We start from the raw sequence: 25,892 nt of genomic DNA, 5'->3' as shown, positions 1-25,892 counted from the left end.
TCACATCCTGAAGACGCCGAAGTTCGACGTCCCCTCGATCGGGCCGCTGGCGATGGCGGACAGGCACATTCCGAGCACGGTGCGGGTGTCGCGCGGGTCGATCACCCCGTCGTCGTAGAGTCGCCCGGACAGGAAGGCGGGCAGCGACTCGGCTTCGATCTGTGCCTCGACGGCGGCCCGCAGGGCGGCGTCGGCCTCCTCGTCGACGGTCTGCCCGCGCGCCTCGGCCGCGGCGCGGCTGACGATCGAGAGCACGCCGGCCAATTGGGTGCCGCCCATCACCGCCGATTTGGCGCTGGGCCAGGCGAACAGGAAGCGCGGGTCATAGGCCCGACCGCACATGCCGTAATGGCCGGCGCCGTAGGAGGCCCCGATCAGCAGGGAGATGTGGGGAACGGTGGAGTTGGACACGGCGTTGATCATCATCGAACCGTGCTTGATCATCCCGCCCTCCTCGTACTGCCTACCCACCATGTAGCCGGTGGTGTTGTGCAGGAACAGAAGTGGCGTATCGGCCCGGTTGGCCAGCTGGATGAACTGGGTGGCCTTCTGCGACTCCTCGCTGAACAGCACGCCTCTGGCGTTGGCCAGGATGCCGACGGGATATCCGTACAGCCGCGCCCAGCCGGTGACCAGCGACGAACCGTACAGCGGTTTGAACTCGTCGAAATCCGAGTCGTCGACAATGCGGGCGATCACGTCGCGCGGATCGAACGGGATACGCAGATCGGCGCCGACGAGGCCGATCAGTTCCTCGGTGTCGAACCGCGGTTCGAGCACGGGGGCGGGGGAGGGTCCCTGTTTGTGCCAGTTCAGCCGGGCCACGATGCGCCGGCCGATCCGGATGGCGTCGAGTTCGTCGACGGCCAGGTAGTCACCCAGACCTGACGTACGGGCGTGCATTTCGGCGCCACCGAGGGATTCGTCATCGGATTCCTCGCCGGTGGCCATCTTCACCAGCGGTGGGCCGGCCAGGAACACCTTGGAGCGTTCCTTGATCATCACGACGTGGTCGGACATACCGGGCACGTAGGCCCCACCCGCCGTCGAGTTACCGAAAACCAAGGCGATGGTGGGAATCCCGGCCGCCGACAACCGGGTCAGATCCCGGAACATCTGACCGCCCGGGATGAAGATCTCTTTCTGGGTGGGCAGATCGGCGCCACCCGATTCCACCAGCGAGATCACCGGCAACCGGTTCTGCATGGCGATCTGATTGGCCCGCAGGATCTTCTTCAACGTCCACGGATTGCTGGTGCCGCCCTTGACCGTCGGGTCGTTGGCCACGATCAGGCATTCGACGCCGGAGACCGCACCGATCCCGGTGACCACGCTGGCGCCGACCGTGAAATCGGTGCCCCACGCCGCCAGCGGGCTGAGTTCCAGGAACGGGGCGTCGGGGTCGAGCAGAAGTTCGACGCGTTCACGTGCGGTCAGTTTGCCGCGGGCGTGGTGGCGGTCGACGTACTTGGGGCCACCGCCGGCCAGTGCCTTGGCGTGCTCGGCATCCAGTTCGGCGAGTTTGGCCGCCATCGCCTCGGCCGCTTCGGTGTACGCCGCCGAGGCCGGGTCGATGGTGGATTTCAAGGTGGTCATGACTGGTATCCCAACGTCTTGGCGGCCAGCGCGGTGAGGATCTCGGAGGTCCCGCCGCCGATGCCGAGGATGCGCATATCGCGGTACTGGCGTTCCACCTCGGACTCGGCCATATAGCCCATGCCGCCGAACAATTGGACGGCTTGGTTGGCCACCCACTCGCCGGCCTCCACGGCGGTGTTCTTGGCGAAGCACACCTCGGCGATCAAACCCATGTCACCGGCCAGTTGCCGCTCCACCACGCGGTGCGTATACACCCGCGCCACGTCGATCCGGCGGGCCATCTCGGCCAGCGTGTTCTGCACGGCTTGCCGGCTGATCAACGGGCGGCCGAAGGTCTCCCGGTTGCGGCACCAGTCGACGGTGAGGTCCAGGCACCGCTGTGCGCTCGAATACGCTTGGGCGGCAAGGCCTACCCGCTCGGAGACGAATGCGCCGGCGATCTGCAGGAAGCCGGTGTTCTCCACCCCGACCAGATTCTCGGCGGGCACCCGGACGTCGGTGTAGGACAGTTCGGCGGTGTCACTGGAGCGCCAGCCCATCTTGTCCAGTTTGCGGCTGACCTCGAAACCGGGCGTGTCCTTGTCCACCACGATCAGGGATACGCCGGCCGCGCCGGGACCGCCGGTGCGCACCGCGGTCACCACATAGTCGGCGCGCACACCCGAGGTGATGTAGGTCTTGGCGCCGTTGACGACGTAGTGGTCACCGTCCCTGACCGCGCGGGTGGTCAGATGGCCGACGTCGGAACCGCCACCCGGTTCGGTGATCGCCAGCGACCCGATCAGGTCACCGCGCAGCGTGGGGCGCACGTAGGTGTCGATCAGGCGCCGATCGCCGGAGGCGATCATGTGTGGCACCGCGATCCCGCAGGTGAACAGCGACGCGAACACACCGCCAGGGGATCCGGCGTGATGCATCTCCTCACAGATGACGACGGCGTCGGCGCCGTCACCACCGCCACCGCCCACCGATTCGGGCATCCCGGCCCCGAGCAGCCCGGCGGCGCCGGCCGTGCGGTGCAGCGCGCGCGGAATCTCACCTCGGCGTTCCCACTCGTCGGCATGGGGGAGCACCTCACGTTCGGCGAACGTGCGCACCGACTTTCGCAGTGCCTCGCGTTCAGGGGTATGCCAGATGTCGGTCACAGCAACCTTTCCGGGATGTCGAGATGTCGGGATCGCAGCCATTCGCCGAGGCCCTTGGCTTGCGGGTCGAAGCGGGCCTGGTAGGCCACCCCTTCGCCGAGGATGCCCTCGATCACGAAGTTGACCGCCCGCAGGTTCGGCAGCAGGTGCCGGGTCACCGGTAGGTCGGCGGTCTCGGGAAGGAGCTCGCGCACCTTGTCGACGGTCAACGTGTGTGCCAGCCAAGCCCATTCATCGTCGGTACGCACCCACACGCCGACATTCGCCGACCCGCCCTTGTCGCCGCTGCGGGCCCCGGCCACCCGACCCAGCGGGGCGCGCACCACCGGCCCGGCGACCGGTGCCGGCGGCAGCGGCGGGTCGGGCACCGGAGCCGGCACAAGGGTGTCGGTGGCCGCGGCGATCTCCACCCGGCGACCGTCGGCGTGCACCGCGATATGCGGTACCAGCCCGGCGTCCACGTAGCCGGGCTTGAACACCCCGTACACCTGGCCGTCCCCCGGCGGTGCCGTGGAGGTGAAGCCCGGATAGCTGGCCAACGCGAGTTCGACGGCGGCCGAAGAGAATTGGCGCCCAACCTTGGCGGGGTCGGGATCGCGCACCACACAGTGCAGCAGCGCGGAGGCGGTTTCCTCGGTGTCGGCATCGGGGTGGTCGGTGCGGGCCAGCGTCCATTCCAACTCGGCGGGCCGCACCGCGAGGCTGCCCTCCAGTTGACGCTGCAGCAGCTCGGCCTTGGCCTCGATGTCCAGACCGGTGAGCACGAACGACGTCGCGTTGCGGAAGCCGCCGATGCTGTTGAGCGACACCTTCAGCGTGGGGGGCGGTGCCTCGCCACGCACACCGTGCACCCGCACCCGATCCGGCCCGTCGGCGGCCAGCGACACGCTGTCCATCCGCAAGGTGACATCCGGGTTGGGATAGCGCGCCCCGGTGATCTCGTAGAGCAGCTGGGCGGTGACGGTGCCGGTACTGACCGATCCGCCGGTACCGGCGTGCTTGGTGATCACCGACGACCCATCGGTCGCGATCTCGGCCAGCGGGAAGCCGGGCCGGGACAGATCGGGTAGCTCGGTGAAGAAGGAGTAGTTGCCGCCGGTGGCCTGCGTGCCGCATTCGATGATGTGGCCCGCGGCCACGGCGCCGGCCAGCGCGTCGTAGTCGGTGCGGGACCAGCCGTGGTGGGCGGCGGCCGGCCCGACGATCACCGAGGCGTCGGTGACCCGCCCGGTCACCACGACATCGGCGCCGGCGTTCAGGCAGTCGACGATGCCCCACGCGCCCAGGTAGGCGTTGGCCGCCAGCACACCCCCGAACCCGAATTCGTCGGCGCGCGCCACCAGGTCGTCGCCCTCGACATGAGCCACGGTGACCGTCAGACCCAGTCGCTCGGCGAGCTCCCGCACCGCGCCGGCCAGCGCGACGGGGTTGAGGCCGCCGGCATTGGCCACGATCTTCACGCCCCGATCGAGCGCGATGCCCAGGCACTCCTCGAGCTGGCGCAGAAAGGTCTTGGCGTAGCCCAGCGCCGGATTCTTGGCGCGATCACGGGCCAGGATGAGCATGGTGAGTTCGGCGAGGTAGTCGCCGGTCAGGTAATCCAGCTCACCGCCGGTGAGCATCTCGCGCATCGCCGCGAAGCGATCACCGTAGAAGCCCGAACAATTGCCGATCCGAACCGTATCGCCGGCCGCAGACGCCACGCATTCTCCCTTGAACCGGGCTGGACGCCGTCGCATCCCAACCAACCGGTAGGTTATCGGGTACCGCTGGTCTCGAGTCAAGGGGTGGGTCGCGCCCGCCGGCTCGTTTTGGAGTCGACGCGGCTCACCGGCTATCCTCAAGTGCAATTGTCGCCGCTGAGGTTCCGCGCGACTTTGACTTTTCGAGAACCCGAACTAAGGAGATGCACGTCATGGCCGTGCCCAAGCGGAGAATGTCGCGCTCGAACACGCGTAGCCGTCGTGCGCAGTGGAAGACCGAGGCCACCGGCCTGGTCAACGTGAACGTCGCCGGTCAGCAGCACAAGGTGCCGCGTCGCCTGCTCAAGGCCGCCCGCCTCGGCCTGGTCGACCTCGACCGCAAGTAGCTCGGCAGCACCCGTCGGCGCGCCTCTCAGGTCGCTCTCAGACACGCGGGTGACACTGTGCCGGTGCGCATTCTTGTCGTTGATGACGATCGCGCGGTGCGCGAATCACTGCGCCGGTCGCTCTCCTTCAACGGGTACTCGGTCGAGTTGGCCCAGGATGGTGTCGAGGCACTGGATCTGATCGCCAGTGACCGCCCCGACGCCTTGGTCCTGGACGTCATGATGCCGAGGCTCGATGGCCTGGAGGTCTGCCGGCACCTTCGCAGTACCGGTGACGATCTGCCCATCCTGGTGCTGACCGCCCGTGACTCGGTGTCCGAACGGGTGGCCGGACTGGACGCCGGCGCCGACGATTACCTGCCCAAACCGTTCGCCCTCGAAGAGCTGTTGGCGCGGATGCGCGCCTTGTTGCGCCGCCGGGTGCCCGAGGACACCAGCGAATCACGGGCACTGACCTTCTCCGACCTGAGCCTGGATCCGGTGACCCGTGAGGTCACCCGCGGCGAGCGGTCCATCAGCCTGACCCGCACCGAGTTCGCCCTGCTGGAGATGCTCATCGCGAATCCACGCCGGGTGCTGACCCGCAGCCGCATCCTCGAAGAGGTGTGGGGTTTCGATTTCCCGACGTCGGGCAACGCCCTTGAGGTGTATGTCGGTTACCTGCGCCGCAAGACCGAGGCCGAAGGAGAACCGCGGCTGATCCACACCGTGCGCGGCGTGGGTTACGTGCTGCGTGAGACCCCACCCTGATGTCAGTGAAACTGCCCTACCGCCGCTACACCACGGTCCGCAACGTCAGTTCGGTATCGCTGCGTTGGCGGGTGATGCTGCTGGCGATGTCGATGGTGGCCATGGTGGTGGTGCTGATGGCCGTTGCCGTCTACGTCGTGGTTTCCCGCTCTGTGTTCGCCGACATCGACAACCAGCTGCACAGCCGGGCCCGGCTACTCATCGAGAGCGGGTCGCTGGCCGCCGATCCCGGTAAGGCCATCGAAGGCACCGCCTATTCCGACGTCAACGCCATGCTGGTCAGCCCGGGTCGATACATCTACACCGCCAACCAGGAGGGGCAGACCCTGCCGCTGGGGGCGCCGGAGAAGGCGGTGGTGCAGGGCGACCTGCTGATGTCGTTGCGGACGGTCAACAACCAGCGGGTGCTGGCGGTGCATCTGGCCGACGGCAACTCCCTGCTGATCTCCAAGAGCCTGGCACCGACACTGGCCCTGCTCAAACGGCTCGGCACCATCCTGGCCATCGTCGGCGGTGCGGGCATGGCGGTGGCCGCCATTTCCGGGGGCATGGTGGCCCGTGCCGGCCTGCGGCCGGTGGGCCGGCTGACCAAGGCCGCCGAACGGGTGGCGCGCACCGACGACCTGCGTCCCATCCCGGTGGTGGGCACCGACGAACTGGCCCGGCTGACCGAGGCGTTCAACATGATGCTGCGCGCGCTGGCCGAATCCCGGGAGCGCCAGGCCCGGCTGGTCACCGACGCCGGACACGAACTGCGCACCCCGCTCACGTCGTTGCGTACCAACGTCGAACTGCTGATGGCGTCCATGGCCCCGGGCGCGCCCCGGCTGCCCGATGACGAGATGGCCGGTCTGCAGGCCGACGTCATCGCACAGATCGGTGAATTGTCCACGCTGGTAGGCGATTTGGTGGATCTCAGTCGTGACGACGCCGGCGTGGTGATCCACGAGACCGTGGACATCTCGGATGTGGTGGAGCGTTCCCTCGAGCGAGTTCGCCGGCGCCGCAGCGATATCGAGTTCGACGCGGACGTGATCTCGTGGCAGGTCTACGGCGATGCGGCGGGGCTGTCGCGCGCCGTGCTCAATCTGCTGGACAACGCGGCCAAGTGGAGCCCGCCGGGCGGGCGGGTGTCGGTGCGGCTGCAGCAACGCGACGCCGTGCACGCCGAACTGGTGGTCGCCGACCACGGACCGGGCATCCCGCCGGAGGAACGCGACCTGGTTTTCGAGCGCTTCTACCGGTCCACCTCGGCCCGAGCGATGCCGGGTTCGGGGCTGGGCCTGGCGATCGTCAAACAGGTGGTGCTCAAACACGGCGGCACGATCCGCGTCGAGGAGACCGTGCCGGGCGGGCAACCGCCGGGTACCTCCATCCGCGTCGTGCTGCCCGGCCGGCGCGCGCTGCCCGACGCCGCCGCCACCGGCGACCTTCCGGTCGCGACACGCACGATCAATTCGGTGGACGGCGCGGTGGCCGCCGCGGACAATAATTGACATTCGGCTGGGGGCGTAGCGCCGCATGGGGGTGTGATCTGAGACGGGTGAGGATTTCCTCGCGTCGTCCACGACGTTCTCTAAGTGGATTCTCAGCCCGACTGGGCACTGTGTAGGTGACGGACGCGTTGACCAGGTAACAGCACCACGACAGAAAGAGTGCGGAGCCACATGACCAACCACCCCAGGTACACGCCCCCGCAGCGCCCCGGCGGGTACGAACCGGGGTCCGGATACTCCGCCCCGCACGGCGCTCCCCAGACCGGTTATCAGCACTCCCAGCAGCAGTACGACTGGCGTTACGCCCAGCAGCCGCGGCAGCAGCATCCCGTCGCGCCGCAATACGACCCTTACCGGCCATCCGGCAACGCCGCGCCGCGTCAGCAGAAGCGTTCGCGCACAGGGGCCTTGGTTGCCGGTGCGGTTGCCATTGCCGTGGTGTCGGCCGGTGTCGGCGGCGGTGTTGCGGTGCTTGCGCAGCCGGACCGCGCCACGACCACCACGTCCTTCGGCGGCGCCGCCCCGAGTGTGCCGGCGGCCAGCCTGCCGGTCGGATCGGTGGAACAGGTCGCCGCGAAGGTGGTGCCCAGCGTGGTCAAGCTGGAGACCGATATGGGCCGGGCCTCCGAGGAAGGCTCCGGGATCATCCTGAGCAGTGACGGCTTGATCCTCACCAACAACCACGTCGTGGCCGCCGCCGCACCGGGCGCACCGGGTGCGCCGGGTGGGGCCGCGCAGACCAAGGTGACGTTTGCCGACGGCCGCACCACCACCTTCAGCATCGTCGGCACCGACCCCAGCAGTGATATCGCGGTGGTGCGCGCGCAGGGCGTATCCGGCCTGACCCCCATCACCCTGGGTTCGTCGGAGAACCTGCGGGTGGGGCAGGACGTGGTGGCCGTCGGATCCCCGCTGGGCTTGGAGGGCACCGTCACCACCGGCATCGTCAGCGCCCTGAACCGTCCGGTGGCGGCCGGTGGTGACGCCAAGAACCAGAACACCGTGCTGGACGCCATCCAGACCGATGCCGCCATCAACCCGGGTAACTCCGGTGGTGCGCTGGTCAACATGAACGGTGAGTTGGTGGGGGTGAACTCCGCCATCGCGACCCTCGGCGGCGACTCGGGGCAGTCGCAGAGCGGTTCCATCGGTCTCGGTTTCGCCATTCCGGTGGACCAGGCCAAGCGGATCGCCGACGAGCTGGTGCAGAACGGCACCGCGACCCATGCCTCCCTCGGTGTGCAGGTCGGCAACGATGCCGGGGTGGACGGCGCCAAGATCGTCGAGGTGACCGCCGGCGGTGCCGCCGCGGGGGCGGGCCTGCCCAGTGGTGTCGTCGTGACCAAGGTGAACGACCGGGTGATCAGCAGCGCCGACGCGCTGGTGGCCGCGGTGCGTTCGAAAGCGCCGGGCACCAAGATCACCCTGACCTATCTGGATCCGTCCGGGAAACCGGCCACTCTGGACGTCACCTTGGGGAAGGCGGCTCAGTGACCCGCACAGATGACCGCGCCAGACTGTCGGTGGCTCCGTTGTCCCCTGCCGGATATACGGTGACACTCATGGAACAACCTGGGGCGTTGGTAGGGCGTGCACTCGTCGTCGTCGTCGATGACCGGACAGCACATGGGGAAGAGGACCACAGTGGGCCGTTGGTCACCGAGCTGCTCGGTGAGGCCGGATTCCTGGTCGACGGCGTGGTGGTGGTCGCCGCCGACGAGGTGGAGATCCGCAACGCGCTCAACACCGCGGTGATCGGCGGGGTCGACCTGGTGATCTCGGTGGGCGGCACCGGGGTGAGCCCCCGTGATGTCACCCCCGAGGCCACCGTCGACATCCTCGATCGGGAACTGCTCGGCATCTCCGAAGCGCTGCGCGCCTCCGGTCTGTCCGCGGGCATCATCGACGCGGGCGTCTCCCGGGGGTTGGCCGGTATTTCCGGCAGCACCTTGGTGGTCAATATCGCCGGTTCCCGCGCGGCCGTGCGCGACGGCATGGCCACCCTGGGGCCGCTCGCCGGCCAGATCATCGGTCAGCTCTCGAGCCTTGACATTTAGCGGCGATTGTCCGGTCGGAAATATGCTCGTTCGTGCACGTGAGGGAAGAATTCGCAGGCCCGCTGCGTTACAGCCACGTGAACGGGTTGGCCAGGCTGTTTGTGATGTTCGTCACACCTGGTGGGCGATGTGAGCGGGCCCTCCAAGCCATCGAGAGATGTAGTTAACGCAATCTTCGGTGACGAGCTGCCCGCCACCACGAGCGACGAGCGAGCCGACGATTTGCCGGCTGAGGCGTCCGAGCGTGATCGCTGGCTCCGCGACAACGTGCCGCCACACCACGGCTGAGCTGTGATTTCGTTCTGATCGGCCAGAATCTCTTTGATTCCGGTTGGAAACTCCGTCCGATTCTGCGGACGAGGCAAATCCGCCCTCGCGCAGGTATGGCGCCGGTGGCGCGCCCTGTCGTTGCTGGATTTGCGTCCTCCAGCAAACTTCTTGAACGGGCAGCGGCGGTGTCGGAGGTCGGCACGCACGCGTTGCCGGGTGGATGCCTCCCCGTTATGTTCCTCGTGTCAACGATGAGCAAAGAGTAAGAGCAACATGTGGGCTTTCTAATTTGGGTCACATGATGGTCTTGCAAGGTGTGAGGTTTGAGCTAGGGCCGGGCCACACATCGACACATACGGTGAACACGCAAGAACACCGTCGGCACAGCTAGGGAGAACATGAAGGCATTCAGTCGGGTGCTGCTTGCGATGGTCGCGGCTTTTGCCGCCCTGTTCGTGGGTACGGGCACTTCTCACGCAGGTCTGGACAACGAGCTGAGCCTCGTGGACGGCAAGGACCGGACCCTGACCATTCAGCAGTGGGATACGTTCCTCAATGGCGTGTTCCCGTTGGACCGCAACCGGCTGACCCGTGAGTGGTTCCATTCGGGTAAGGCCAAGTACATCGTGTCGGGTCCGGGTGCTGATGAGTTCACCGGCACGTTGGAGCTGGGTTACCAGATCGGCTTCCCCTGGTCGCTGGGTGTGGGTATCAACTTCAGCTACACCACGCCGAACATCCTGCTCGACGATGCGACGCCGGCCAACCCGCTGCAGGTGATCACCCCGAACCTGTTCCCGGGTGCGTCGATCAGTGCTGACCTGGGTAACGGCCCGGGTATCCAGGAGGTTGCGACCTTCTCGACCGATGTGTCGGGTGCCAATGGTGCGGTCGCGGTGTCCAATGCGCACGGCACGGTGACCGGTGCTGCCGGTGGTGTGCTGCTGCGTCCGTTCGCTCGGTTGATCGCCAAGGAGGGTGACTCGGTCACCACCTACGGCGAGCCTTGGAACATGAACTGACGTTTCGGCGATAAACGGCGCGGGGGTGCCGTCTGGGCTTCGGCCCGGACGGCACCACCTGCGTATTAGGCCACCACACACTCACTAGGGAGAACCATGAAGGCATTCAGTCGGGTGCTGCTCGCGATGGTCACCATCGCGGCTGGAGCGTTTGCATCGCTCTTCGTCAGCGCGGGCACTTCTCACGCAGGTCTGGACAACGAGCTGAGCCTCGTGGACGGCAAGGACCGGACCCTGACCATTCAGCAGTGGGATACGTTCCTCAATGGCGTGTTCCCGTTGGACCGCAACCGGCTGACCCGTGAGTGGTTCCATTCGGGTAAGGCCAAGTACATCGTGTCGGGTCCGGGTGCTGATGAGTTCACCGGCACGTTGGAGCTGGGTTACCAGATCGGCTTCCCCTGGTCGCTGGGTGTGGGTATCAACTTCAGCTACACCACGCCGAACATCCTGCTCGACGATGCGACGCCGGCCAACCCGCTGCAGGTGATCACCCCGAACCTGTTCCCGGGTGCGTCGATCAGTGCTGACCTGGGTAACGGCCCGGGTATCCAGGAGGTTGCGACCTTCTCGACCGATGTGTCGGGTGCCAATGGTGCGGTCGCGGTGTCCAATGCGCACGGCACGGTGACCGGTGCTGCCGGTGGTGTGCTGCTGCGTCCGTTCGCTCGGTTGATCGCCAAGGAGGGTGACTCGGTCACCACCTACGGCGAGCCCTGGAACATGAACTAGCACATGAACTAGCACATGAACTGACTCGCTCCGACGAAAACAGCCCCCGGCCGAAACCCGGGGGCTGTTCTCGTATCACGCCTTGTCGAGCGGATTGCCTTCGCTGCGGCCGGCCAGCAGGTCGCGGATCTCGGTGAGGAGCACCACTTCGGCGTCGGCGACTACTTCCTTCTCCTTACGGAACTTGCTGTAGGGCAGCACGATCAGGAAGTAGACGACGCCCGCGACGAGCACGAAGTTGATGGCGGCCGAGAGCAACACATTCAGATCGATGGTCTGCCCGCCGCCGATGCTGATCCGCAGGATGCCGTAGTCGGAATCCCCACCGGCGCCGATTCGGTTGATCAACGGCTGGATGATGCTGTCGGTGAACTTGGTGACCAGCGCGGTGAACGCGGTGCCGATGACGACGGCAACCGACAGATCGATGATGTTGCCGCGCAACAGGAACTCTTTGAAACCTTTGAGCATGCGGGGACCCTTCCAGCAGTTCGACGGTATCGACCTCGCAAACCTTACCGAGCCGGGCTGGCGGCCGCCTCAGTGGAATGTGACGGTGATCTGCCTGGTCAGCGCGGTCCCGGCGACGACGTTGGCGGCCGTGCGGGGCAATGCCACCAGCACGACCCGGTCCGCTGTGCCCGTCGAACCGGAGGTGGGCGGTGACACCAGCGTCACGACCGCGTCGGTGGCGATCACCTCGGGGCGGGTGTCCGGGCCCGCGGCGGTGCTCCCGCCGGCCAGCACGTCCACCACATCGCCGGGTCGGATGAGATCCACCAGCGCGCCATCGGTGAGGTGCAGTGAGACGATCCTGGCATCCGGTCCCGCGGTGGCCTCGGCCAGGCGCGGTCCGAGCAGACGCACGTCGGTGAGTACTTCCCCGCGCCGGGCCGGTCCGGCCAGCATGGCGTCCACCGCGGCCGCGATATCGCTGTGTGCGCCGTCGGGAATGGTTGCCGCCGCACGCTTTTCGACCTGGACGTCGGCAGGTGTCAGGGCTGTGCCGGGCGCCAGGTCGCGGGCCGCGACCAGGACGGTCCGCACGGCGACATCCGGGTCGGGCCGCAGCGCTGCCACGGCGGCCAGCAGCACGAGCAAGCCGGCCGCGACCCGACGGGCGGCCACGGTTCGGGTCCAACTCGGGCGCAGGCCATGCCGCAGCCGCGACCACAACGCAGGATTCAGTGATTCCCCCACGGCCTCACGCTAAGGCCGATGGTGCGGTGGGGGACAGGCCGCGCGGCGGTCCTGTGGATAACTAGCTCGACGCGGCCGCGGCCGGAGCCGAGCTGCTCGACGAGCTGGACGCCGACGACGAACTGCTCGACGACGAGTCCGAGGAGGACGACGACGAGCTCGAGCCGCTGTCGCTCTTGGCCGACGATCCGGTGGTGCTGCTCGACTTCGACGAGTCGCGGCTGTCGGTGCGGTAGAAACCGCTGCCCTTGAACACCACGCCCACCTTGCCGAAGAGCTTGCGCAGGCGGCCGGAGCACTGGGGGCACGTGGTCAGCGCGTCATCGCTGAAGGCCTGCACGACATCGAACCGGTTGTCGCACGCGGTGCACGCATAAGAATAGGTAGGCACGAAAACCTCCGAGACAGTCAAACTTTCTAGCACTCTACCGGCCTAAGTGCTAGAACCGCTACGTGGGGCAGGTCATTCCCGCCCCGTCAGCGCCACGATGCCGCGGCCCGGGGTCAGCACGTCCGTCATCGGTACATCGTGTGGCTCCGCCGGCAGTGCCTCGACCAGCTCGTCGTCGCGCACCACCGCGATCAACCGGGCGGCCGGATCGGCCAGTGGCAGGGCCCGGTCGTAGAAACCGGCGCCCCGGCCCAGCCGAACCCCGCGCCGGTCGACCGCCAGTGCTGGTACCAGCACCACCGATGCCGCCCGGATCGCCTCGGGCTGCTGCCACGGCGGCGCGGGCTCAAGCAAACCGAACGGAGCGGTCACCAGCCGGTCGGGTGTGTACACGCCCCACCGCATGGGTTCGCCGGCCCTGGCGACGGGAAGCAGCACCCGCACCCCAGCGGTGTGGAGTGCGTCGAGCATGGCGAGCGAGCCGGGTTCGGAACCCACCGGGACGTAGGCGCACACGGTGGCACCCGGACGAATGGCAGCCCCGAGATGAGTTTGCAGAGCGGCGGCCTCCGCCAGCCGGACCTGCGCCGGGACCGCGCGCCGAGCGGCGAGAATGCGTTCGCGCAGCACCGGTTTTGTCAGGATTGCCACGATTGCGTCGCTAGCCCTTCGCCTTCTTACTGGCTGGTATTAGTGTGTCAACGATGACACAGGCACAGGTACCGATCCCGCGGACGGCGGTCGTTCCCGCAGCCGGGCTGGGGACGCGATTTCTCCCGGCCACCAAGACCGTGCCCAAGGAACTCCTGCCGGTGGTGGACACCCCAGGCATCGAGCTGGTCGCGGCCGAGGCGGCCGAGGCCGGTGGCGAACGACTGATCATCGTCACCTCCGAGGGGAAGGACGGCGTCGTCGCGCACTTCGTCGAGGACCTGATCCTGGAGGGCACGCTGGAGGCCCGCGGCAAGCACACGATGCTGGAGAAGGTGCGCCGCGCGCCCGCCCTGATCAAGGTCGAATCGGTGGTCCAGGCCGAGCCGCTCGGCCTGGGGCACGCCGTGGGCTGCGTCGAGGAGAAGCTGCTCGACGACGAGGACGCCATCGCCGTGCTGCTGCCCGACGATCTGGTGCTGCCCACCGGCGTACTGGAGACCATGTCGAAGGTGCGCGCCAAGCGCGGCGGCACGGTGCTGTGCGCCATCGAGGTGCCCGAGGACGAGATCAGTGCCTACGGCGTCTTCGATGTCGAGGTGGTTCCGGACGCGGCCAACCCCAACGTGCTCAAGGTCAAGGGCATGGTGGAGAAGCCGAAGAAGGAGGACGCCCCGTCGCTGTTCGCGGCGGCCGGGCGCTATGTGCTGGACCGCGCCATCTTCGACGCGCTGCGCCGGGTCGACCGCGGCGTGGGTGGCGAAATTCAACTGACCGACGCCATCGCGCTGCTGATCGAAGAGGGCCACCCGGTGCACGTGGTGGTGCACCGCGGGTCCCGACACGACTTGGGAAATCCCGGCGGCTACCTCAAGGCTGCGGTTGACTTTGCGTTGGAACGCGACGACTACGGACCAGAGCTGCGGCGGTGGTTGGTCGAGCGGTTGGGCCTGGCCGAGAAATAGCGACTGCGCGGCCGGTCTGCGGACAGGAGAAAGGCGTGCGGTGCGTTCGGTTGAGGAGCAGCAGGCTCGAGTAGCGGCTGCCGCGGTGGCACCACGTCCGGTGCGGGTGGCGATCGCCGAATCGCAAGGTCTGATGTGCGCCGAAGAGGTGGTCACCGAGCGCCCGCTGCCGGGGTTCGATCAGGCCGCCATCGACGGCTATGCCGTTCGTAGTGTCGACGTGGCCGCCATCGGTGGTGACGATGGTGCCGGTGAGGTGAGCCTGCCGGTGGTCGGGCATGTCGATGCCGGGGCCCGGACGCCGAGCCGGCTGCAGCCGCGGCAGGCCGCCCGGGTGCAAACCGGTGCGCCGATGCCGACCTTGGCCGACGCGGTGCTGCCGTTGCGCTGGACCGACGGCGGCCAATCTCGGGTGCGGGTGCTGCGCGGGGTGCGCTCGGGCGCCTACGTGCGCCGCACCGGTGACGATGTGCAGCCCGGTGACGTGGCGGTGCGGGCCGGCACGATCATCGGCGCGGCGCAGGTCGGTCTGCTGGCCGCTGTCGGGCGGGACCGGGTGCTGGTACATCCGCGGCCGCGGATGTCGGTGTTGTCGGTGGGTGGAGAACTTGTCGACGTGTCCCGGACGCCGGGCAACGGGCAGGTGTACGACGTCAACTCCTATGCGCTGGCCGCCGCGGGTCGCGATGCCGGGGCCGAGGTGAACCGGGTCGGCATCGTCAACGGCGACCCGGCGGAGCTGCGCGAGGTCGTCGAGGGTCAGATCAGCCGTTCCGAGGTGGTGGTGATCGCCGGTGCCGTCGGTGGGGCGGCCGCGGAGGCCGTCCGTTCCGTGCTCTCCGAGCTGGGGGAGATGGAGGTCGTGCGCGTCGCGATGCACCCCGGGTCGGTGCAGGGCTTCGGGCAGCTGGGGCGCGACGGTGTCCCGGTGTTCCTGCTGCCGGCCAATCCGGTGAGCGCACTGGTGGTGTTCGAGGTGATGGTGCGCCCGCTGATCCGGATGTCGCTGGGTAAACGGCAGCCGATGCGCCGGGTGATCCAGGCCAGGACGTTGTCGCCGATCAGTTCGGTGGCCGGGCGCAAGGGGTTTCTGCGCGGTCAGCTGATGCGCGACCAGGACACCGGCGAGTATCTGGTGCAGGCCCTCGGCGGCGCGCCGGGTGCGTCCTCACATCTGCTGGCCACGCTCGCCGAGGCGAACTGTCTGGTGATCGTGCCCAGCGACGCCGAACAGATCCGCACCGGTGAAGTGGTCGATGTCGCCTTCCTCGCGCAGCGCGGCTGACCGCGTGAGCGAAGCGTGCGGAGCGAACCGACGGATGACACGCGAGGGCCGAGCGTGAACCGTTGGCGTACGAGTGCGGTCCACCCGGGCTGGCCGTTGCCCGCTGGGCCCATCCGGGTGCCGGCCGGGCTGGTGGGGCTGCGACCGATCCGGCTGCGCGACGGCGCCCAGTGGAGCAGGCTGCGCCTGGCCGACCAGGCCCACCTGGAGCCGTGGGAACCCAGTGCCGAGGTGAGTTGGGAAGTGCGCCATGCCATTTCGTCGTGGCCGGCGGTGTGTTCGGGGCTGCGCGGGGAGGCGCGCAAAGGGCGCATGCTGCCCTATGTCATCGAGCTCGACGGCCAGTTCGCCGGGCAGATCACGATTGGCAACGTCACTCATGGTGCGCTGCGGTCGGCGTGGATCGGGTACTGGGTGGCCAAGCAGTTCACCGGTTCCGGGGTTGCCACCGCGGCCTTGGCGTTGGGGTTGGACCACGCATTCGGTCCGGTGATGCTGCACCGGGTGGAGGCCACCGTGCGCCCGGAGAACCAGGCCAGCCGCGCCGTGCTGGCCAAGGCCGGTTTCCGGGAAGAGGGCCTGTTGCGGCGCTACCTCGATGTCGACGGCGCCTGGCGTGATCATCTGCTGGTGGCGATCACCATCGAGGAAGTGCAGGGATCGGTGGCCGCGCAGCTGGTGCGCAGCGGCCGCGCCAGCTGGACCTGACCCCCATCCCGCCCAATTGATCAAACGGGTGGGAAAGTGCGGGTGCGTTTCGCCATTTCGTCGAACTCGGCGAGCTCCAATGTGGCGAATGTGACGCGTGTGACTGATGGTGCTTGTACTCGGTGAATTACAGGTGTGTAATTGTCTCGGCGCGCCGTGGACGGATGCGCTGGTCACAGACCTAGCCTGAAGGGGAAAGGAGCAGGCGTCATGCCAAGCATCCCCCAATCTCTGTTATGGATCTCCCTCGTCGTGCTCTGGCTGTTCGTGCTGGTGCCGATGTTGGTGAGCAAACGGGACACCGTCCGCCGCACCAGCGATGTCGCCTTGGCGACCCGGGTACTCAACACCGGCCGCAACGCGCGGCTACGCCGACGCACCCGTCCGGCGAGCGGGCACCAGAGCGATCCGGACTGGCAGCCGGTCGAGGACGAGTACGTCGGCGACCTCGACGACGTGGACACCGACGACGCCGAGCCGCGGGTGCGGCGCGCCGTGGTGCTGGCCGAGGCGGTCCAGGAGAGCTCCGAACCGGACTACCTCGACGTGGACATCGTCGAAGAGGACTCCGGCGCTCTGCCGATCGGCGAGTCGTTCGGTCGGGATCAGTCCCAAACCGAGGAACTGCCCTTGGATTTCGGCGATGCGAAGCTCGAAGCCGAGACCGAACCGGTGGCCCAGCAGGCGGCCGAAGAGGCCGAGGTCGAGACCGACCGCGCCGAAGAGGTGGCCGCCGAAGAAGAGCCGGCCGATCTCACCGACGGCAGCGAGGACGATTACGAGTACGTCGACGACTCGTCGGGTCTGGAGCCCGACGCCGAGTCGGCGTCTGCCGGGGCGCAGTCCTTCGCGGCCGCGCGCCGTGACCGCTTCGAGTCCAAGACCGCCCAGGCCGTCAGCGCCCGCAAGTACACCTTCCGCAAGCGCGTGCTGTCGGTGATGGCGGCGCTGCTGATGCTGACCGCGGCCCTGGCGTTCGCGCTCGGGCCGGGCATGTGGTGGGTGTGCGGCTCCGTCGCCACGGTGACGGTGCTGTACCTGGCTTACCTGCGTCGCCAAACCCGCATCGAGGAGCAGCTGCGCCGCCGGCGTGCGCACCGGATGATGCGGTCACGGCTAGGTGTCGAGAACACCGGCGACCCCGAGTACGACGTGGTGCCGTCGCGGCTGCGACGTCCCGGTGCGGCCGTCTTGGAGATCGACGACGAGGACCCCATCTTCGAGCATCTGGAGTACACCTCGGCCGCGCGGAGCTGGGATCTGCCGCGCGCGGCGGGGCAGTGAAGCGGCCCGTGACCGGCTCCTAGCGGCCGGTTTCAGTCGCCGCCGGGGTTCCTGGTAACCTCTACCGGCACAAGGGGCTATAGCGCAGTTGGTAGCGCGTCTCGTTCGCATCGAGAAGGTCAGGGGTTCGATTCCCCTTAGCTCCACCAAAGAGTTCTTACTCGAACCCGCGCCCGAAAGGATGTCGGCGAGGGTAGGAGCTAAACCAGAAGAACTACGATGTCTAACTGCTCGATCCGAGGTTCCCGCGAGGGGGCCTCGTTTCGTTGGCGCTGTTGATGCTCCAGCCCTGTTTTGCGCGGCTGTTGTCAATTCCACGGCGACGTGCAGCTCGTCGAACGGCGGCATCAATTCGCTTGCCTGTACACCTTGCTCATCGAGATAGATGCGCTGGTAGAACGTCTCATTGAGGTTTCGGCGGATCGGGTCGGTGCCATGGGTGTAGGTCTGCTCGGGATTCGACATGAGATCGAGAGCGCCGAGCAGGACCTTGGCCCCGACTTCCAGCACCGCTCCCGTGTTGGCGAGGCGGGCTTCAGTTGTGATCCGCTCGGTTTGGATGTCGCGCAGTTTCGCTTTGACCTTTGCCTGTGGGAGCTGGTCGTCGGCCAGGAGATCGAGTAGGCGGTCCTCTTTTGCCTCGAGTTCTTTAAGTTTGCGGCTGACGGCTGCGTGGAGTTCCGCGACGCTGCGTTGTTCGCCACTGAGTGCCTCTTCAAGAAGGTGACGCACGTCCTCGACGAACGTGGCGGGCAAGTTCAGGTTCGCGTAATGATCAACGATCGCCTGCTCGACGTTGTCGGCGGGAAGATACGGCAGGTCGCACACGCCGTCCTGGCGTCCTCGACAGAGGAAGTAGCCGTATCGGGTACCGAACCGGTTGGTCGCCTCGGTGTAGATGAGGCGGGATGTTCGCTCGTTGCGTGCGCAGCGGTCGCAGAACAGGATGCCCTTGAGGTAGTGCTGGAGCACTCGATCGCGCTGACCGCTCTTACTACGGAAAGCGATCACTTCTTGGACGCGGTCGAAGAGGACTGGGTCGACAATTGGTTCGTGGCGTCCGGCGTAGATCTCGCCTTTGTAGATGACGCAGCCGATGTAGTAGCGATCCTGCAGCATCCTGTGTAACCACTTGAAGGTAACGGGCCGTTCGGGGAGATCGCCGGCGGCGCGTGCGGTCAGCCCAAGGTCGGCCATGGTCGCCTCGAGCCGTTCGAGCCCGTACTCTCCTGTGGCGTACAGTTCGAATGCCTTGCGCACCAGTGGCGCTCGTTTCGGGTCGATCTGAACAGTATTGATCAGCCTCCCTTCGTGCTCGACGCGTGCGTTGATGTACCCGAGGGGAGCCTTGCCGGTGGTTCCGCCATTCTCTGCCTTGTGCTGCAGCTTGATTCGGATATCTTCGCCGCTGAGCTTGTTCTGCACGTCGTTGAAGATGTCGGTGACGGCTTCCATCATGTCGGCGTAGACGCCGTCACCGAAGTCCTCGCGGGCGGAGATGAGTTTGACGTCGAGTTTGTCGAGTAGCCGCTTGGTGATGGCGGCGTCGATGTAGTTGCGGAACGCACGGGAGCGGGCGTAGACGATGACGTAGCGGACGTCGTCGTTCTCGCGCAGGAACGTCAGCATCTCCTGAAACGCTTGCCGCTTCTCGATGGTTGAGGCGGAGACGCCCGGTTCGACGAATTCGCGGACGACATCTGCGCCTAGGTTGAGTGCCTTGCGAGTGCTGACTTCACGCTGTGTGGCAATGGAATTGCCGTCGGGGTCGATGTCGACGGCGGTGTCCATTTGCTTCTTACTCGATACCCGAAGGTAGAGGACGGCTTTGGAGGCGTTCCCGATGGGGGTCGATAGGCTCATGCTCAGGACTCCTTCGGTCGGCGCGGCGGGTGATGCGGATGAGTTGCGTGGCGTTGGTCCGCTGGTGGGGCGGGTGTGTGGCCGTGACTGTCGGCGAGGGTGTAGACGTATTTCGTGCGGGTGATGTAGTTCTCGATGTCTTGGAGCGCTACATCAGACAGCGAGGCGCCGAATTTGGCCTGCAGGTAGGAGCGGAGGTCCGGCAGGTCGTCGGCGGTGAGCCAGCCGACGGTGATGAACATTTCGATCGCATTCACGCCGAGCACGTTGCCGATCGCGATCAGGCTTTCTACGCGCGGCTTGGCGATCATGCCCTGCTCGATGCGCCAGGCGGTGCCGGGGTCGACGTCCGCGCGCCGTGCGACTTCGTTGATGCTGATTTCAAGCTCGGTGCGTTTGCGCTTGAGCAACGTGATGAGTTTTACCGTTTGTTCCGGTGTCATGATAATCAATTCCCCTTGTATCAGTAATTGTACAACGGAATATTGATTTCGATCAATGAGAATGCGCCATTTATGAAATGGAATTCGTGAATACGAACTTGTGATTATTGCATTTCTGCAATGGCCGGGTAGCCGCCTCTCGGTGCCTCGGCTCCTACAGGTTGGTGCGGAAGATCCACAGTCCACCGTGTGGATCTCGGACAGCGGCGATGTCGCCGGACAGCTCCAGGTCGCGGGCAATGGCCGGGTAGTCCACGCGGACGTACCCGCGTAGATGCTCGGGGAGCTTGTCGAGTTCGGTTTCGTAGCCGAGGCTCTCGGCCATGTGCTCGACGTAGTCGGTGACGGTGTCGTAGTGGCCGAGGTAGGCCTCCTGGAAGGCATCGACGTCGAAGCTGACGTCTTTGCCGTCGAAGACGTCGGCCCAGGCGGCGTAGGCGTAGCCGTGTTCGGCGATGTTCTTCGCGATACGGGATATTTGTTCGATGGAGTCGAATTCGCCGACGTTCCAGCGGCCGAATTGTTCCGAGTCGTGGATTGCCCATTCTTCGGCGTCTGGATCTTCTGAGCTGTCCAGAATGGTGTTGATGTCGGCTTGTATTTTCCAGGGTTCGCGGGCGGCGTCGAGCCATCTGCCGTGAAGGACGCCGTTGTTGTAGTCGGCCAGGCTGGCGACGTAGATCGACGGCGACGGTTTCGGTTCCGCCTCACGCTCCGGTCGGGCGTCTGGCTGTTGCTCGGGTGTTGGTGGTTCGTGGTGGGTTTCATTCATTCTCACCTCCTTTCTTGGTGGTTGCGGGTTCGTGGTGGGTTGTACGGGGCCGGTCGGGAAACAGTGAGCCGGATCGGCTCGTGCTGCTTCCCGCCGGCCCCGGTGCGCGCCGTGACAGGTCACGGACGTCGGTGTCCTACGGGCACGCTCAGGTGTCCGATGGGGTGTCGCCTCCCTTGGTGTTCCGGCGCGGCCGGGTGGTGGGTTCGCCGCCGTCGGCGAACAGGGTGGCGATGGCCTGTTGGCGAGCTGCCGCCTCGCGTTCGATTTCGGCGCGGGCTTCTGCTGCCTTGCTGGCCAGTTCCGGGTCGTTCTTGGCCGCGACGATGTGTGCGGCAATCGCGATCTGGATCTCATCGGTGATCGTGCCGTCGCGCAGCTGGGCGATGAAGCTCAGCTGGGCATGGACATCGGGTTGAAGTCGGATACCAAGGGTTTTGACGCCTTTACCGGACTCGGTGGGTGTGGACATGCGACCTCCTCGGTGCGCTGCGGCCGGTGAACGCTCTGTGCGCTCACGTGAACGGCCGCATGACACCGACGAGCGCGTCCGCGGGCTCATGCGGCTGCCCTTTCGGAATGTGGTGTCCCTGGCGGTTCCTGACGGCGTGCGCCGGCGATGCGTGTTCTCGCGGCGGCGGCGAAGTCGGGGTTCAGTTCGATGCCGAGCCAGTCGCGGCCGAGCGCCTTGGCGGCCACGGCGGTGGTGCCGCTGCCCATGAACGGGTCGAGCACCAGACCGGGCTCACGGCTCGTCGTGCAGGAACACGACGGTGCCAACGCGGATCTCGTCGCCGCGCGGCCGAGTCCGCGGATGACGCGGCGTCGCCAAGGCGCGTGGCAGCGCGCGCAGCGGGCCTCGGGGCAGCCGGCGGTGACCATGCGTTCGGCCAGCCGTACGGGATAAATGGCGTGATGGGCGCTGCGGTAGCCGCCGGTGCCGATGGTCCAGACGTCGCCGGGGTTCTTGCCCAGCGGATGGCCCACGATGCCGTTCGCCTTGAGCGTGGCGAGGCCGGTGGCGGTGTCGCTGTTGGGGCCGCGCCACGATTCGTGTCGCTGCGATCGGCGCGGGCCTGTGCTCGCCGGAATCTTGGGGGTGACGTGCGGGACGCGGATGGCGTCGAGGTCGAGGAAGTACCGGGACTGCCGTGCCAGGACGTAGATGATCTCGTAGGTGGTGTTGAGGCGGTCGAGAACGCTGGTCGGCATTGGATTCGGCTTGGCCCAGACGATCTTGTTGCGGATGATCCAGCCGTCCTGTTGCAGTCGCAGTGCCAACCGCTCGGGTGCCATCAGCAGGCTTTTGCGTGCAGCGCCCTCGCGGGGGTGGGTGGCGTAGCTGTCGCCGACGTTGAGCCAGAAGGTGCCGGTGGGGACGAGGACGCGGGCGACCTGTTGGCTGATCCTCGCCAGTTGTTCCACCCACTGGTCGACGTGAGTTTCGAGGCCGAGCTGGCCATGGGCGTCGTAGTCACGCAGCCGGAAGTACGGCGGACTGGTGATCACGCAGTCGACCGATGCGTCGGGTAGCGCGCTGAGCTTCCTCAGTGCATCGCCGATGATGATCTCGTTGCGCGGCAGCGTGGTTAGGACGTTCATCGCTCGCCTCCCCGCGCGATCACCGGTAGCAACTGCTCCGGGGTGACGATGCGGAACAGTGCGCTTGGCAGCCGGGGGTCGCCGTTGACGGCGTCTTCGAGTGCCTGACGGCGACTGACGGCCTTTGCCGGATCGGCATGGCTCATCGACCAGATGACGACCGGAAACGATCCGTGACGGTCCTGCTCGATGCCGGACTGGCGGTAAGCCTCGTATTCGTGGCACTTCCGCAGGAGAGTCGGAACGTGTTCGGTGCCGAGATCGACTTCGATGAACCAGGCGCGCACCAGACCGTCGTCGCCACGGGTGGCGGTTTCGGCGAACAGGTCGGGCTTGAGGGTACGGCGAGCGGAGCCGAGGCCGGTGAAGCTGCGCCAGGTGGATGGTTCGACTGCACTGTCGATGAGGTCGAGCGAGCTGTCGCGATCGGCGGTGATGAGCGCGACGTGGTGGTCGGCGACGGCGAGTCGGTGGTTCAGAAAGCGCGCCGACGGGTCGTAGCGCAGCCTTGCACCGCGGCGGACCGGTCGTTCCAGCAGCCGTTCACCGGCGACGCCGACGTGATAGATGAGTCCCTGCGACCCGGAGCGCACGCCGCCGATCCGGCGGTTGAGAACGCCGAGCACTCGCAGGCCACGCAGCCGCGCCAGCACACGTCGGGTGATGCGACCTCTCGCGTCGGGGGCAATCGAGTCGAAGTGCAGGGCTTCGATCTGGTGGACGGTCAGGAACTGATGGTCGTCGACGGAGCGCAGGATGGCGCGGTCACGATCGGATAGACGACTGTTGATGACGTCGATGGCGGATGCGGAGATTCGTTGATCTGGTGGACGTTTGGCGGGTGCTGTGGTGCCCCGTGGGGCACCACTATTCCCTGACGGTATCGGCGGGGATTGGTCGTCTACCGGCGGCGACGGTGGTTGTGGATTCGACGCGGCCGGACCACCGATCGGACCACCCTTTTCTGCTGGGATTGACTGCTGCGGCTGGTCGTTCATGACTGCCTCCTTCGCCGAGGTGCGCCGATGTCGCCGAGATCGTCGTCGCCGGAAGCGCCCTCGACGAGGGCGGTGAAGCCGGCTTCGATGGCGGCGATCGGTTGGCCGTAGCGCTCACGACTCAGGCGGCGGATGGCCGCCGGGTCGCTCGACGGCGGTGGGGCGGGTTTCGTGACCCCGGAGGCCCAGGGCTGCACCGCGTTGTTGCGGACGAGGCTGGCGTAGACGTGGTGCGCCGGCAGCTTGGTGAAGTCCTCGATGGTGAGCACGGATTGGCCGGCGATCATCTCCTTGGCGTCCCCGGCCTGCAGCTGGAAGCAGACTCGCGAGCGGGCGTTGTTTCTGAAGGCGTCGAGCATCGACGGCGGCAGCTGCTTCTCGTACTGGTGCGCCAGATGGAAGCCGGCGCCGAGGCTGCGAGCGGTGGCCAGCGCGTCGCCGAGATCGGTTGGGAGGCGCAGGTAGTCCTGAACCTCGTCGATGTAGACCATGACCGGCTCGCGTGACTTCTCCGATGTTCCGGCGCGTTCGCGAATCGCCTGCCACAGTTCGGCCACGACGAGCGCCCCGAGCAGCTGGGCGTTCTCCGGCCCGATGACGCCCTTCTGGAGCGGCACGAGCAGGACCTTCTTCTCGCGCAGCACCTGCCGGACATTGAACTTCGGATGCTGCTGGGCCAGCACGTCTCTGAGTGGTTTGCTCAGCAGCGGGCGCAGCTTATTGCTGAGCGGCGCAATGGTTGTGGCAGCGGCTTCGGGGGAGAGGCTGTCGAACCACTGCCAGAAGGGTCCGGCGGCAAAGGGATCGGACTGCATGACGCCCCGTGTTATGCGGCGGCGGAAGCCGGGGTTGGTCAGCAGAAGTGGCAACTGCACCAGCGAGGCGTCGTCGCGGCGGGCAAGCAGATCGAGGCAGTTACGCAGGATGTCGGAGCTACGGGGGCCAAGGCTGTCACCCCAGATGGCGCGGAAGGTGCCGAACAGACTGTCGGCGACCACTTCCGGGGAGCGGCCGTGCCGGTGGGCGGCGTCGAGCGGATTGATGCCGACGGGGGCTTCATCGAACGGATCGAGCACGACGACATCGCCGCGGCGTTTCTCCGGGATGCGAGCGAGCAGCTCGGCGATCAGGTCTTTGGGCTCGATCACCACGACCGGCCGATCCGTCTCGAGGTCCTGCAGAATCAGGTTCAGCAGCAGCGTCGACTTGCCCACCCCGTTAGGTCCGATGACCCAGGTGTGGCGCATCGCGTCGAGTGGGTCGTAGCCGATGGTGCCCCCTGCCCCCGGTGCGCTGGCGTCGGCGACGACGCGGGTACCGGACTGCAGTGGACCGCTCGGCCGGACGGGGCGCGGGTGCAGCGGCGGTTGGCCGGGAAAGTGCTCGTCGTGATCGGCGATCGGCCAGCCGCTGAGACGCGCGATCTCGGTGACAGTCAGCTTCTGGGCCGGGGTGAAGACCGACCAGGTGCCGCGCGGGGTGTTCATGCGGTCGGGTTTCTCGTTCTTCAGGGTGACTCGTACATCGGGTGATTCGGCAGTGCCGATGGCCGAGGCCAGGCTCAGCAGCAAGCTGCGGCGGCGGTCGGCGGTGGCGGCCTGCACACCGAGGCGCACGGCTGCGGTGAAGGCGTGCTGGCCGAGCTTGTGCGCCAGGGCTTGCTTGGCGCCGGGCCGGTTGTCGGGCTGCACCCCGTGCAGCAGCTTGGAGACGACGATCTGGTTGTCGCGGTGCGCTTCTCGGGGCGGTGCCTTCGGATGATGGCGCGGACCGAGCACGATCTGAATGGTGAGGCGCTCGCCCTTCTTGGCTGCGGTCAGGGCGTGCAGGACGGAGCGGGTTGATGCCACCGCGTCAGCGGGCTCGAGCTGGCGGTTCGTGGTGCTCAAGTGGATACGGCGCGCGGTGGCGACGTGGTCGCGATCGGCGCTCTCGAAGCTGGTGACGATGGCGCCATCGACCAGTTGCTCGACTGCACGGCGGACGGCCGCGTGGTGCCGGAGCTGGCAGCCGAGAAGGTACTCCACGCCGCGGTCGTCGGCGCGCGCCTCCAGAATGAGCTGCGGGGCGTGGGTGCGGGCGGCGAAGTATCGCAGCAGTCCCAGGGCCGTCGCCTCAGTCAGTGGCTGCGGCCAGAACAGCTGCAGCCACACCAGCGTTCCCGCTGACGCGGTGGCACCGGACTTAGTCATCGGCCGGCTCCTGTCGCGACGGAGCGGCGTCGGTGGCGGCCGGTGTCGTGATGGCCGGGTCGTTCATGGCCTCGCGGGCTGCGGCTTGGGCTTCGGCGTCGCGGAGCGCCATCGCGATGACCGCCCTACTCAACTTTCTGAGATCCGGCGGGTCGCGGCGGACGCTTCGCACCACGATGCGGCGTTCGGGTTTGGGGGTGCCGCGGGAGCCGCGGCGGGGGTTGGGTCGTCCTGTTTTTGACATGGGTATCCTCCAATCGGAATTAGTTGGAATTATCTGCGGCTCAATTGAATTAGTTCAATGCCGTTGCCGCATTGTCTATTGAATTGAATCAATAAGCAATAGGTGATGCATCCAGCGAAATGTTTTGATGGATC

The 25,892-nt window shown here is 66.7% G+C and carries 26 protein-coding genes, 1 tRNA gene and 1 pseudogene; 13 read left to right on the top strand and 15 right to left on the bottom strand.

Features of this window, described 5'->3' with window-relative positions:
* Genes SBI67_RS01280 through SBI67_RS01270 form a run of 3 tightly spaced genes read right to left on the bottom strand, consistent with a single transcriptional unit; the run spans window position 1 to window position 4,447 of the window.
* On the bottom strand, window positions 1–1,596 hold the full coding sequence (locus SBI67_RS01280) for an acyl-CoA carboxylase subunit beta (RefSeq protein WP_318978827.1): 1,596 nt from the start codon (window positions 1,594–1,596) through the stop codon (window positions 1–3).
* Entirely contained in the window at window positions 1,593–2,744 is a 1,152-nt protein-coding gene (locus SBI67_RS01275) for an acyl-CoA dehydrogenase family protein (RefSeq protein WP_318978826.1), read from the bottom strand. The genes SBI67_RS01280 and SBI67_RS01275 overlap by 4 nt, the downstream gene beginning before the upstream one ends.
* On the bottom strand, window positions 2,741–4,447 hold the full coding sequence (locus SBI67_RS01270; RefSeq protein WP_318978825.1) for an acyclic terpene utilization AtuA family protein: 1,707 nt from the start codon (window positions 4,445–4,447) through the stop codon (window positions 2,741–2,743). Before SBI67_RS01270 ends, SBI67_RS01275 begins: the two co-directional genes overlap by 4 nt.
* Window positions 4,448–4,659: 212 nt before the next feature.
* On the opposite strand from SBI67_RS01270, the gene rpmF reads away from it, so the two are divergent.
* The 7 genes from rpmF (at window position 4,660) to mspA (SBI67_RS01235) (ending at window position 11,160) form a co-directional block, all read left to right on the top strand.
* Entirely contained in the window at window positions 4,660–4,833 is a 174-nt protein-coding gene (gene rpmF / locus SBI67_RS01265) for a 50S ribosomal protein L32 (protein ID WP_024453127.1), read from the top strand.
* A gap of 63 nt (window positions 4,834–4,896) precedes the next feature.
* On the top strand, window positions 4,897–5,583 hold the full coding sequence (locus tag SBI67_RS01260; protein ID WP_036398761.1) for a response regulator transcription factor: 687 nt from the start codon (window positions 4,897–4,899) through the stop codon (window positions 5,581–5,583).
* A gap of 74 nt (window positions 5,584–5,657) precedes the next feature.
* On the top strand, window positions 5,658–7,079 hold the full coding sequence (locus SBI67_RS01255) for a HAMP domain-containing sensor histidine kinase (protein WP_318979538.1): 1,422 nt from the start codon (window positions 5,658–5,660) through the stop codon (window positions 7,077–7,079).
* A gap of 171 nt (window positions 7,080–7,250) precedes the next feature.
* On the top strand, window positions 7,251–8,573 hold the full coding sequence (locus SBI67_RS01250; RefSeq protein WP_318978824.1) for a S1C family serine protease: 1,323 nt from the start codon (window positions 7,251–7,253) through the stop codon (window positions 8,571–8,573).
* Between the two features lie 68 nt (window positions 8,574–8,641).
* Window positions 8,642–9,136 carry a MogA/MoaB family molybdenum cofactor biosynthesis protein gene (locus tag SBI67_RS01245; protein WP_024453123.1) on the top strand — a complete coding sequence of 165 codons (495 nt, stop codon included), beginning with the start codon at window positions 8,642–8,644 and terminating at the stop codon, window positions 9,134–9,136.
* Between the two features lie 668 nt (window positions 9,137–9,804).
* Window positions 9,805–10,428, top strand: coding sequence for a porin MspA (gene mspA, locus SBI67_RS01240; RefSeq protein ID WP_318978823.1), 624 nt, complete (start codon window positions 9,805–9,807; stop codon window positions 10,426–10,428).
* A gap of 96 nt (window positions 10,429–10,524) precedes the next feature.
* Window positions 10,525–11,160 carry a porin MspA gene (gene mspA, locus SBI67_RS01235; RefSeq protein WP_318978822.1) on the top strand — a complete coding sequence of 212 codons (636 nt, stop codon included), beginning with the start codon at window positions 10,525–10,527 and terminating at the stop codon, window positions 11,158–11,160.
* Window positions 11,161–11,235: 75 nt separating this feature from the next.
* On the opposite strand, the gene mscL is transcribed toward mspA (SBI67_RS01235), so the two are convergent.
* The 4 genes from mscL to SBI67_RS01215 form a co-directional block, all read right to left on the bottom strand.
* Complete coding sequence (gene mscL / locus SBI67_RS01230; RefSeq protein ID WP_318978821.1) at window positions 11,236–11,631, bottom strand: large-conductance mechanosensitive channel protein MscL; 396 nt, start codon at window positions 11,629–11,631, stop codon at window positions 11,236–11,238.
* A gap of 69 nt (window positions 11,632–11,700) precedes the next feature.
* A complete protein-coding gene (locus SBI67_RS01225) occupies window positions 11,701–12,360 on the bottom strand; it encodes an SAF domain-containing protein (RefSeq protein WP_318978820.1) in 660 nt (219 codons plus the stop codon).
* Between the two features lie 61 nt (window positions 12,361–12,421).
* Window positions 12,422–12,751: an FmdB family zinc ribbon protein gene (locus SBI67_RS01220; protein ID WP_318978819.1), complete on the bottom strand. Its 330-nt coding sequence runs from the start codon at window positions 12,749–12,751 to the stop codon at window positions 12,422–12,424.
* A gap of 72 nt (window positions 12,752–12,823) precedes the next feature.
* Entirely contained in the window at window positions 12,824–13,402 is a 579-nt protein-coding gene (locus tag SBI67_RS01215; protein WP_318978818.1) for a 5-formyltetrahydrofolate cyclo-ligase, read from the bottom strand.
* 53 nt (window positions 13,403–13,455) lie between these two features.
* On the opposite strand from SBI67_RS01215, the gene SBI67_RS01210 reads away from it, so the two are divergent.
* The 6 genes from SBI67_RS01210 to SBI67_RS01185 all read left to right on the top strand — a co-directional run bounded on the left by SBI67_RS01210 (window position 13,456) and on the right by SBI67_RS01185 (window position 18,268).
* On the top strand, window positions 13,456–14,367 hold the full coding sequence (locus tag SBI67_RS01210) for a UTP--glucose-1-phosphate uridylyltransferase (protein WP_024454525.1): 912 nt from the start codon (window positions 13,456–13,458) through the stop codon (window positions 14,365–14,367).
* Between the two features lie 40 nt (window positions 14,368–14,407).
* Complete coding sequence (gene glp, locus SBI67_RS01205; RefSeq protein ID WP_318978817.1) at window positions 14,408–15,652, top strand: molybdotransferase-like divisome protein Glp; 1,245 nt, start codon at window positions 14,408–14,410, stop codon at window positions 15,650–15,652.
* Window positions 15,653–15,706: 54 nt separating this feature from the next.
* Window positions 15,707–16,360 (top strand): GNAT family N-acetyltransferase, encoded by a 654-nt coding sequence (locus SBI67_RS01200; RefSeq protein WP_318978816.1) that lies wholly within the window; start codon window positions 15,707–15,709, stop codon window positions 16,358–16,360.
* A gap of 210 nt (window positions 16,361–16,570) precedes the next feature.
* Window positions 16,571–17,644, top strand: coding sequence for a divisome protein SepX/GlpR (gene sepX, locus SBI67_RS01195; protein WP_318978815.1), 1,074 nt, complete (start codon window positions 16,571–16,573; stop codon window positions 17,642–17,644).
* Between the two features lie 73 nt (window positions 17,645–17,717).
* A tRNA-Ala gene (locus SBI67_RS01190) sits at window positions 17,718–17,793 on the top strand.
* A gap of 175 nt (window positions 17,794–17,968) precedes the next feature.
* On the top strand, window positions 17,969–18,268 hold the full coding sequence (locus tag SBI67_RS01185; protein WP_318978814.1) for a hypothetical protein: 300 nt from the start codon (window positions 17,969–17,971) through the stop codon (window positions 18,266–18,268).
* Between the two features lie 204 nt (window positions 18,269–18,472).
* Here SBI67_RS01185 and SBI67_RS01180 read toward each other — a convergent pair.
* The 8 genes and pseudogenes from SBI67_RS01180 to SBI67_RS01145 form a co-directional block, all read right to left on the bottom strand.
* Window positions 18,473–19,435: pseudogene (locus tag SBI67_RS01180) on the bottom strand (recombinase family protein); the annotation flags it as partial.
* Between the two features lie 74 nt (window positions 19,436–19,509).
* Entirely contained in the window at window positions 19,510–19,950 is a 441-nt protein-coding gene (locus tag SBI67_RS01175) for a helix-turn-helix domain-containing protein (RefSeq protein WP_318978813.1), read from the bottom strand.
* A gap of 154 nt (window positions 19,951–20,104) precedes the next feature.
* On the bottom strand, window positions 20,105–20,722 hold the full coding sequence (locus SBI67_RS01170; RefSeq protein WP_318978812.1) for an antirestriction protein ArdA: 618 nt from the start codon (window positions 20,720–20,722) through the stop codon (window positions 20,105–20,107).
* 148 nt (window positions 20,723–20,870) lie between these two features.
* A complete protein-coding gene (locus SBI67_RS01165) occupies window positions 20,871–21,194 on the bottom strand; it encodes a hypothetical protein (protein WP_318978811.1) in 324 nt (107 codons plus the stop codon).
* Window positions 21,195–21,280: 86 nt separating this feature from the next.
* Window positions 21,281–22,324 (bottom strand): DNA-methyltransferase, encoded by a 1,044-nt coding sequence (locus SBI67_RS01160; protein ID WP_318978810.1) that lies wholly within the window; start codon window positions 22,322–22,324, stop codon window positions 21,281–21,283.
* A complete protein-coding gene (locus SBI67_RS01155) occupies window positions 22,321–23,322 on the bottom strand; it encodes a replication-relaxation family protein (protein WP_318978809.1) in 1,002 nt (333 codons plus the stop codon). Before SBI67_RS01155 ends, SBI67_RS01160 begins: the two co-directional genes overlap by 4 nt.
* A complete protein-coding gene (locus tag SBI67_RS01150; RefSeq protein WP_318978808.1) occupies window positions 23,319–25,514 on the bottom strand; it encodes a type IV secretory system conjugative DNA transfer family protein in 2,196 nt (731 codons plus the stop codon). The genes SBI67_RS01155 and SBI67_RS01150 overlap by 4 nt, the downstream gene beginning before the upstream one ends.
* A complete protein-coding gene (locus SBI67_RS01145) occupies window positions 25,507–25,758 on the bottom strand; it encodes a hypothetical protein (RefSeq protein ID WP_318978807.1) in 252 nt (83 codons plus the stop codon). Before SBI67_RS01145 ends, SBI67_RS01150 begins: the two co-directional genes overlap by 8 nt.
* Between the last annotated feature and the right edge of the window lie 134 nt (window positions 25,759–25,892).

The organism is Mycolicibacterium chengduense (assembly GCF_033741155.1).
Lineage (GTDB): Bacteria > Actinomycetota > Actinomycetes > Mycobacteriales > Mycobacteriaceae > Mycobacterium.
Note: the sequence above shows the minus strand (reverse complement) of the source record. Positions and strands in the feature narration are given on the sequence as shown.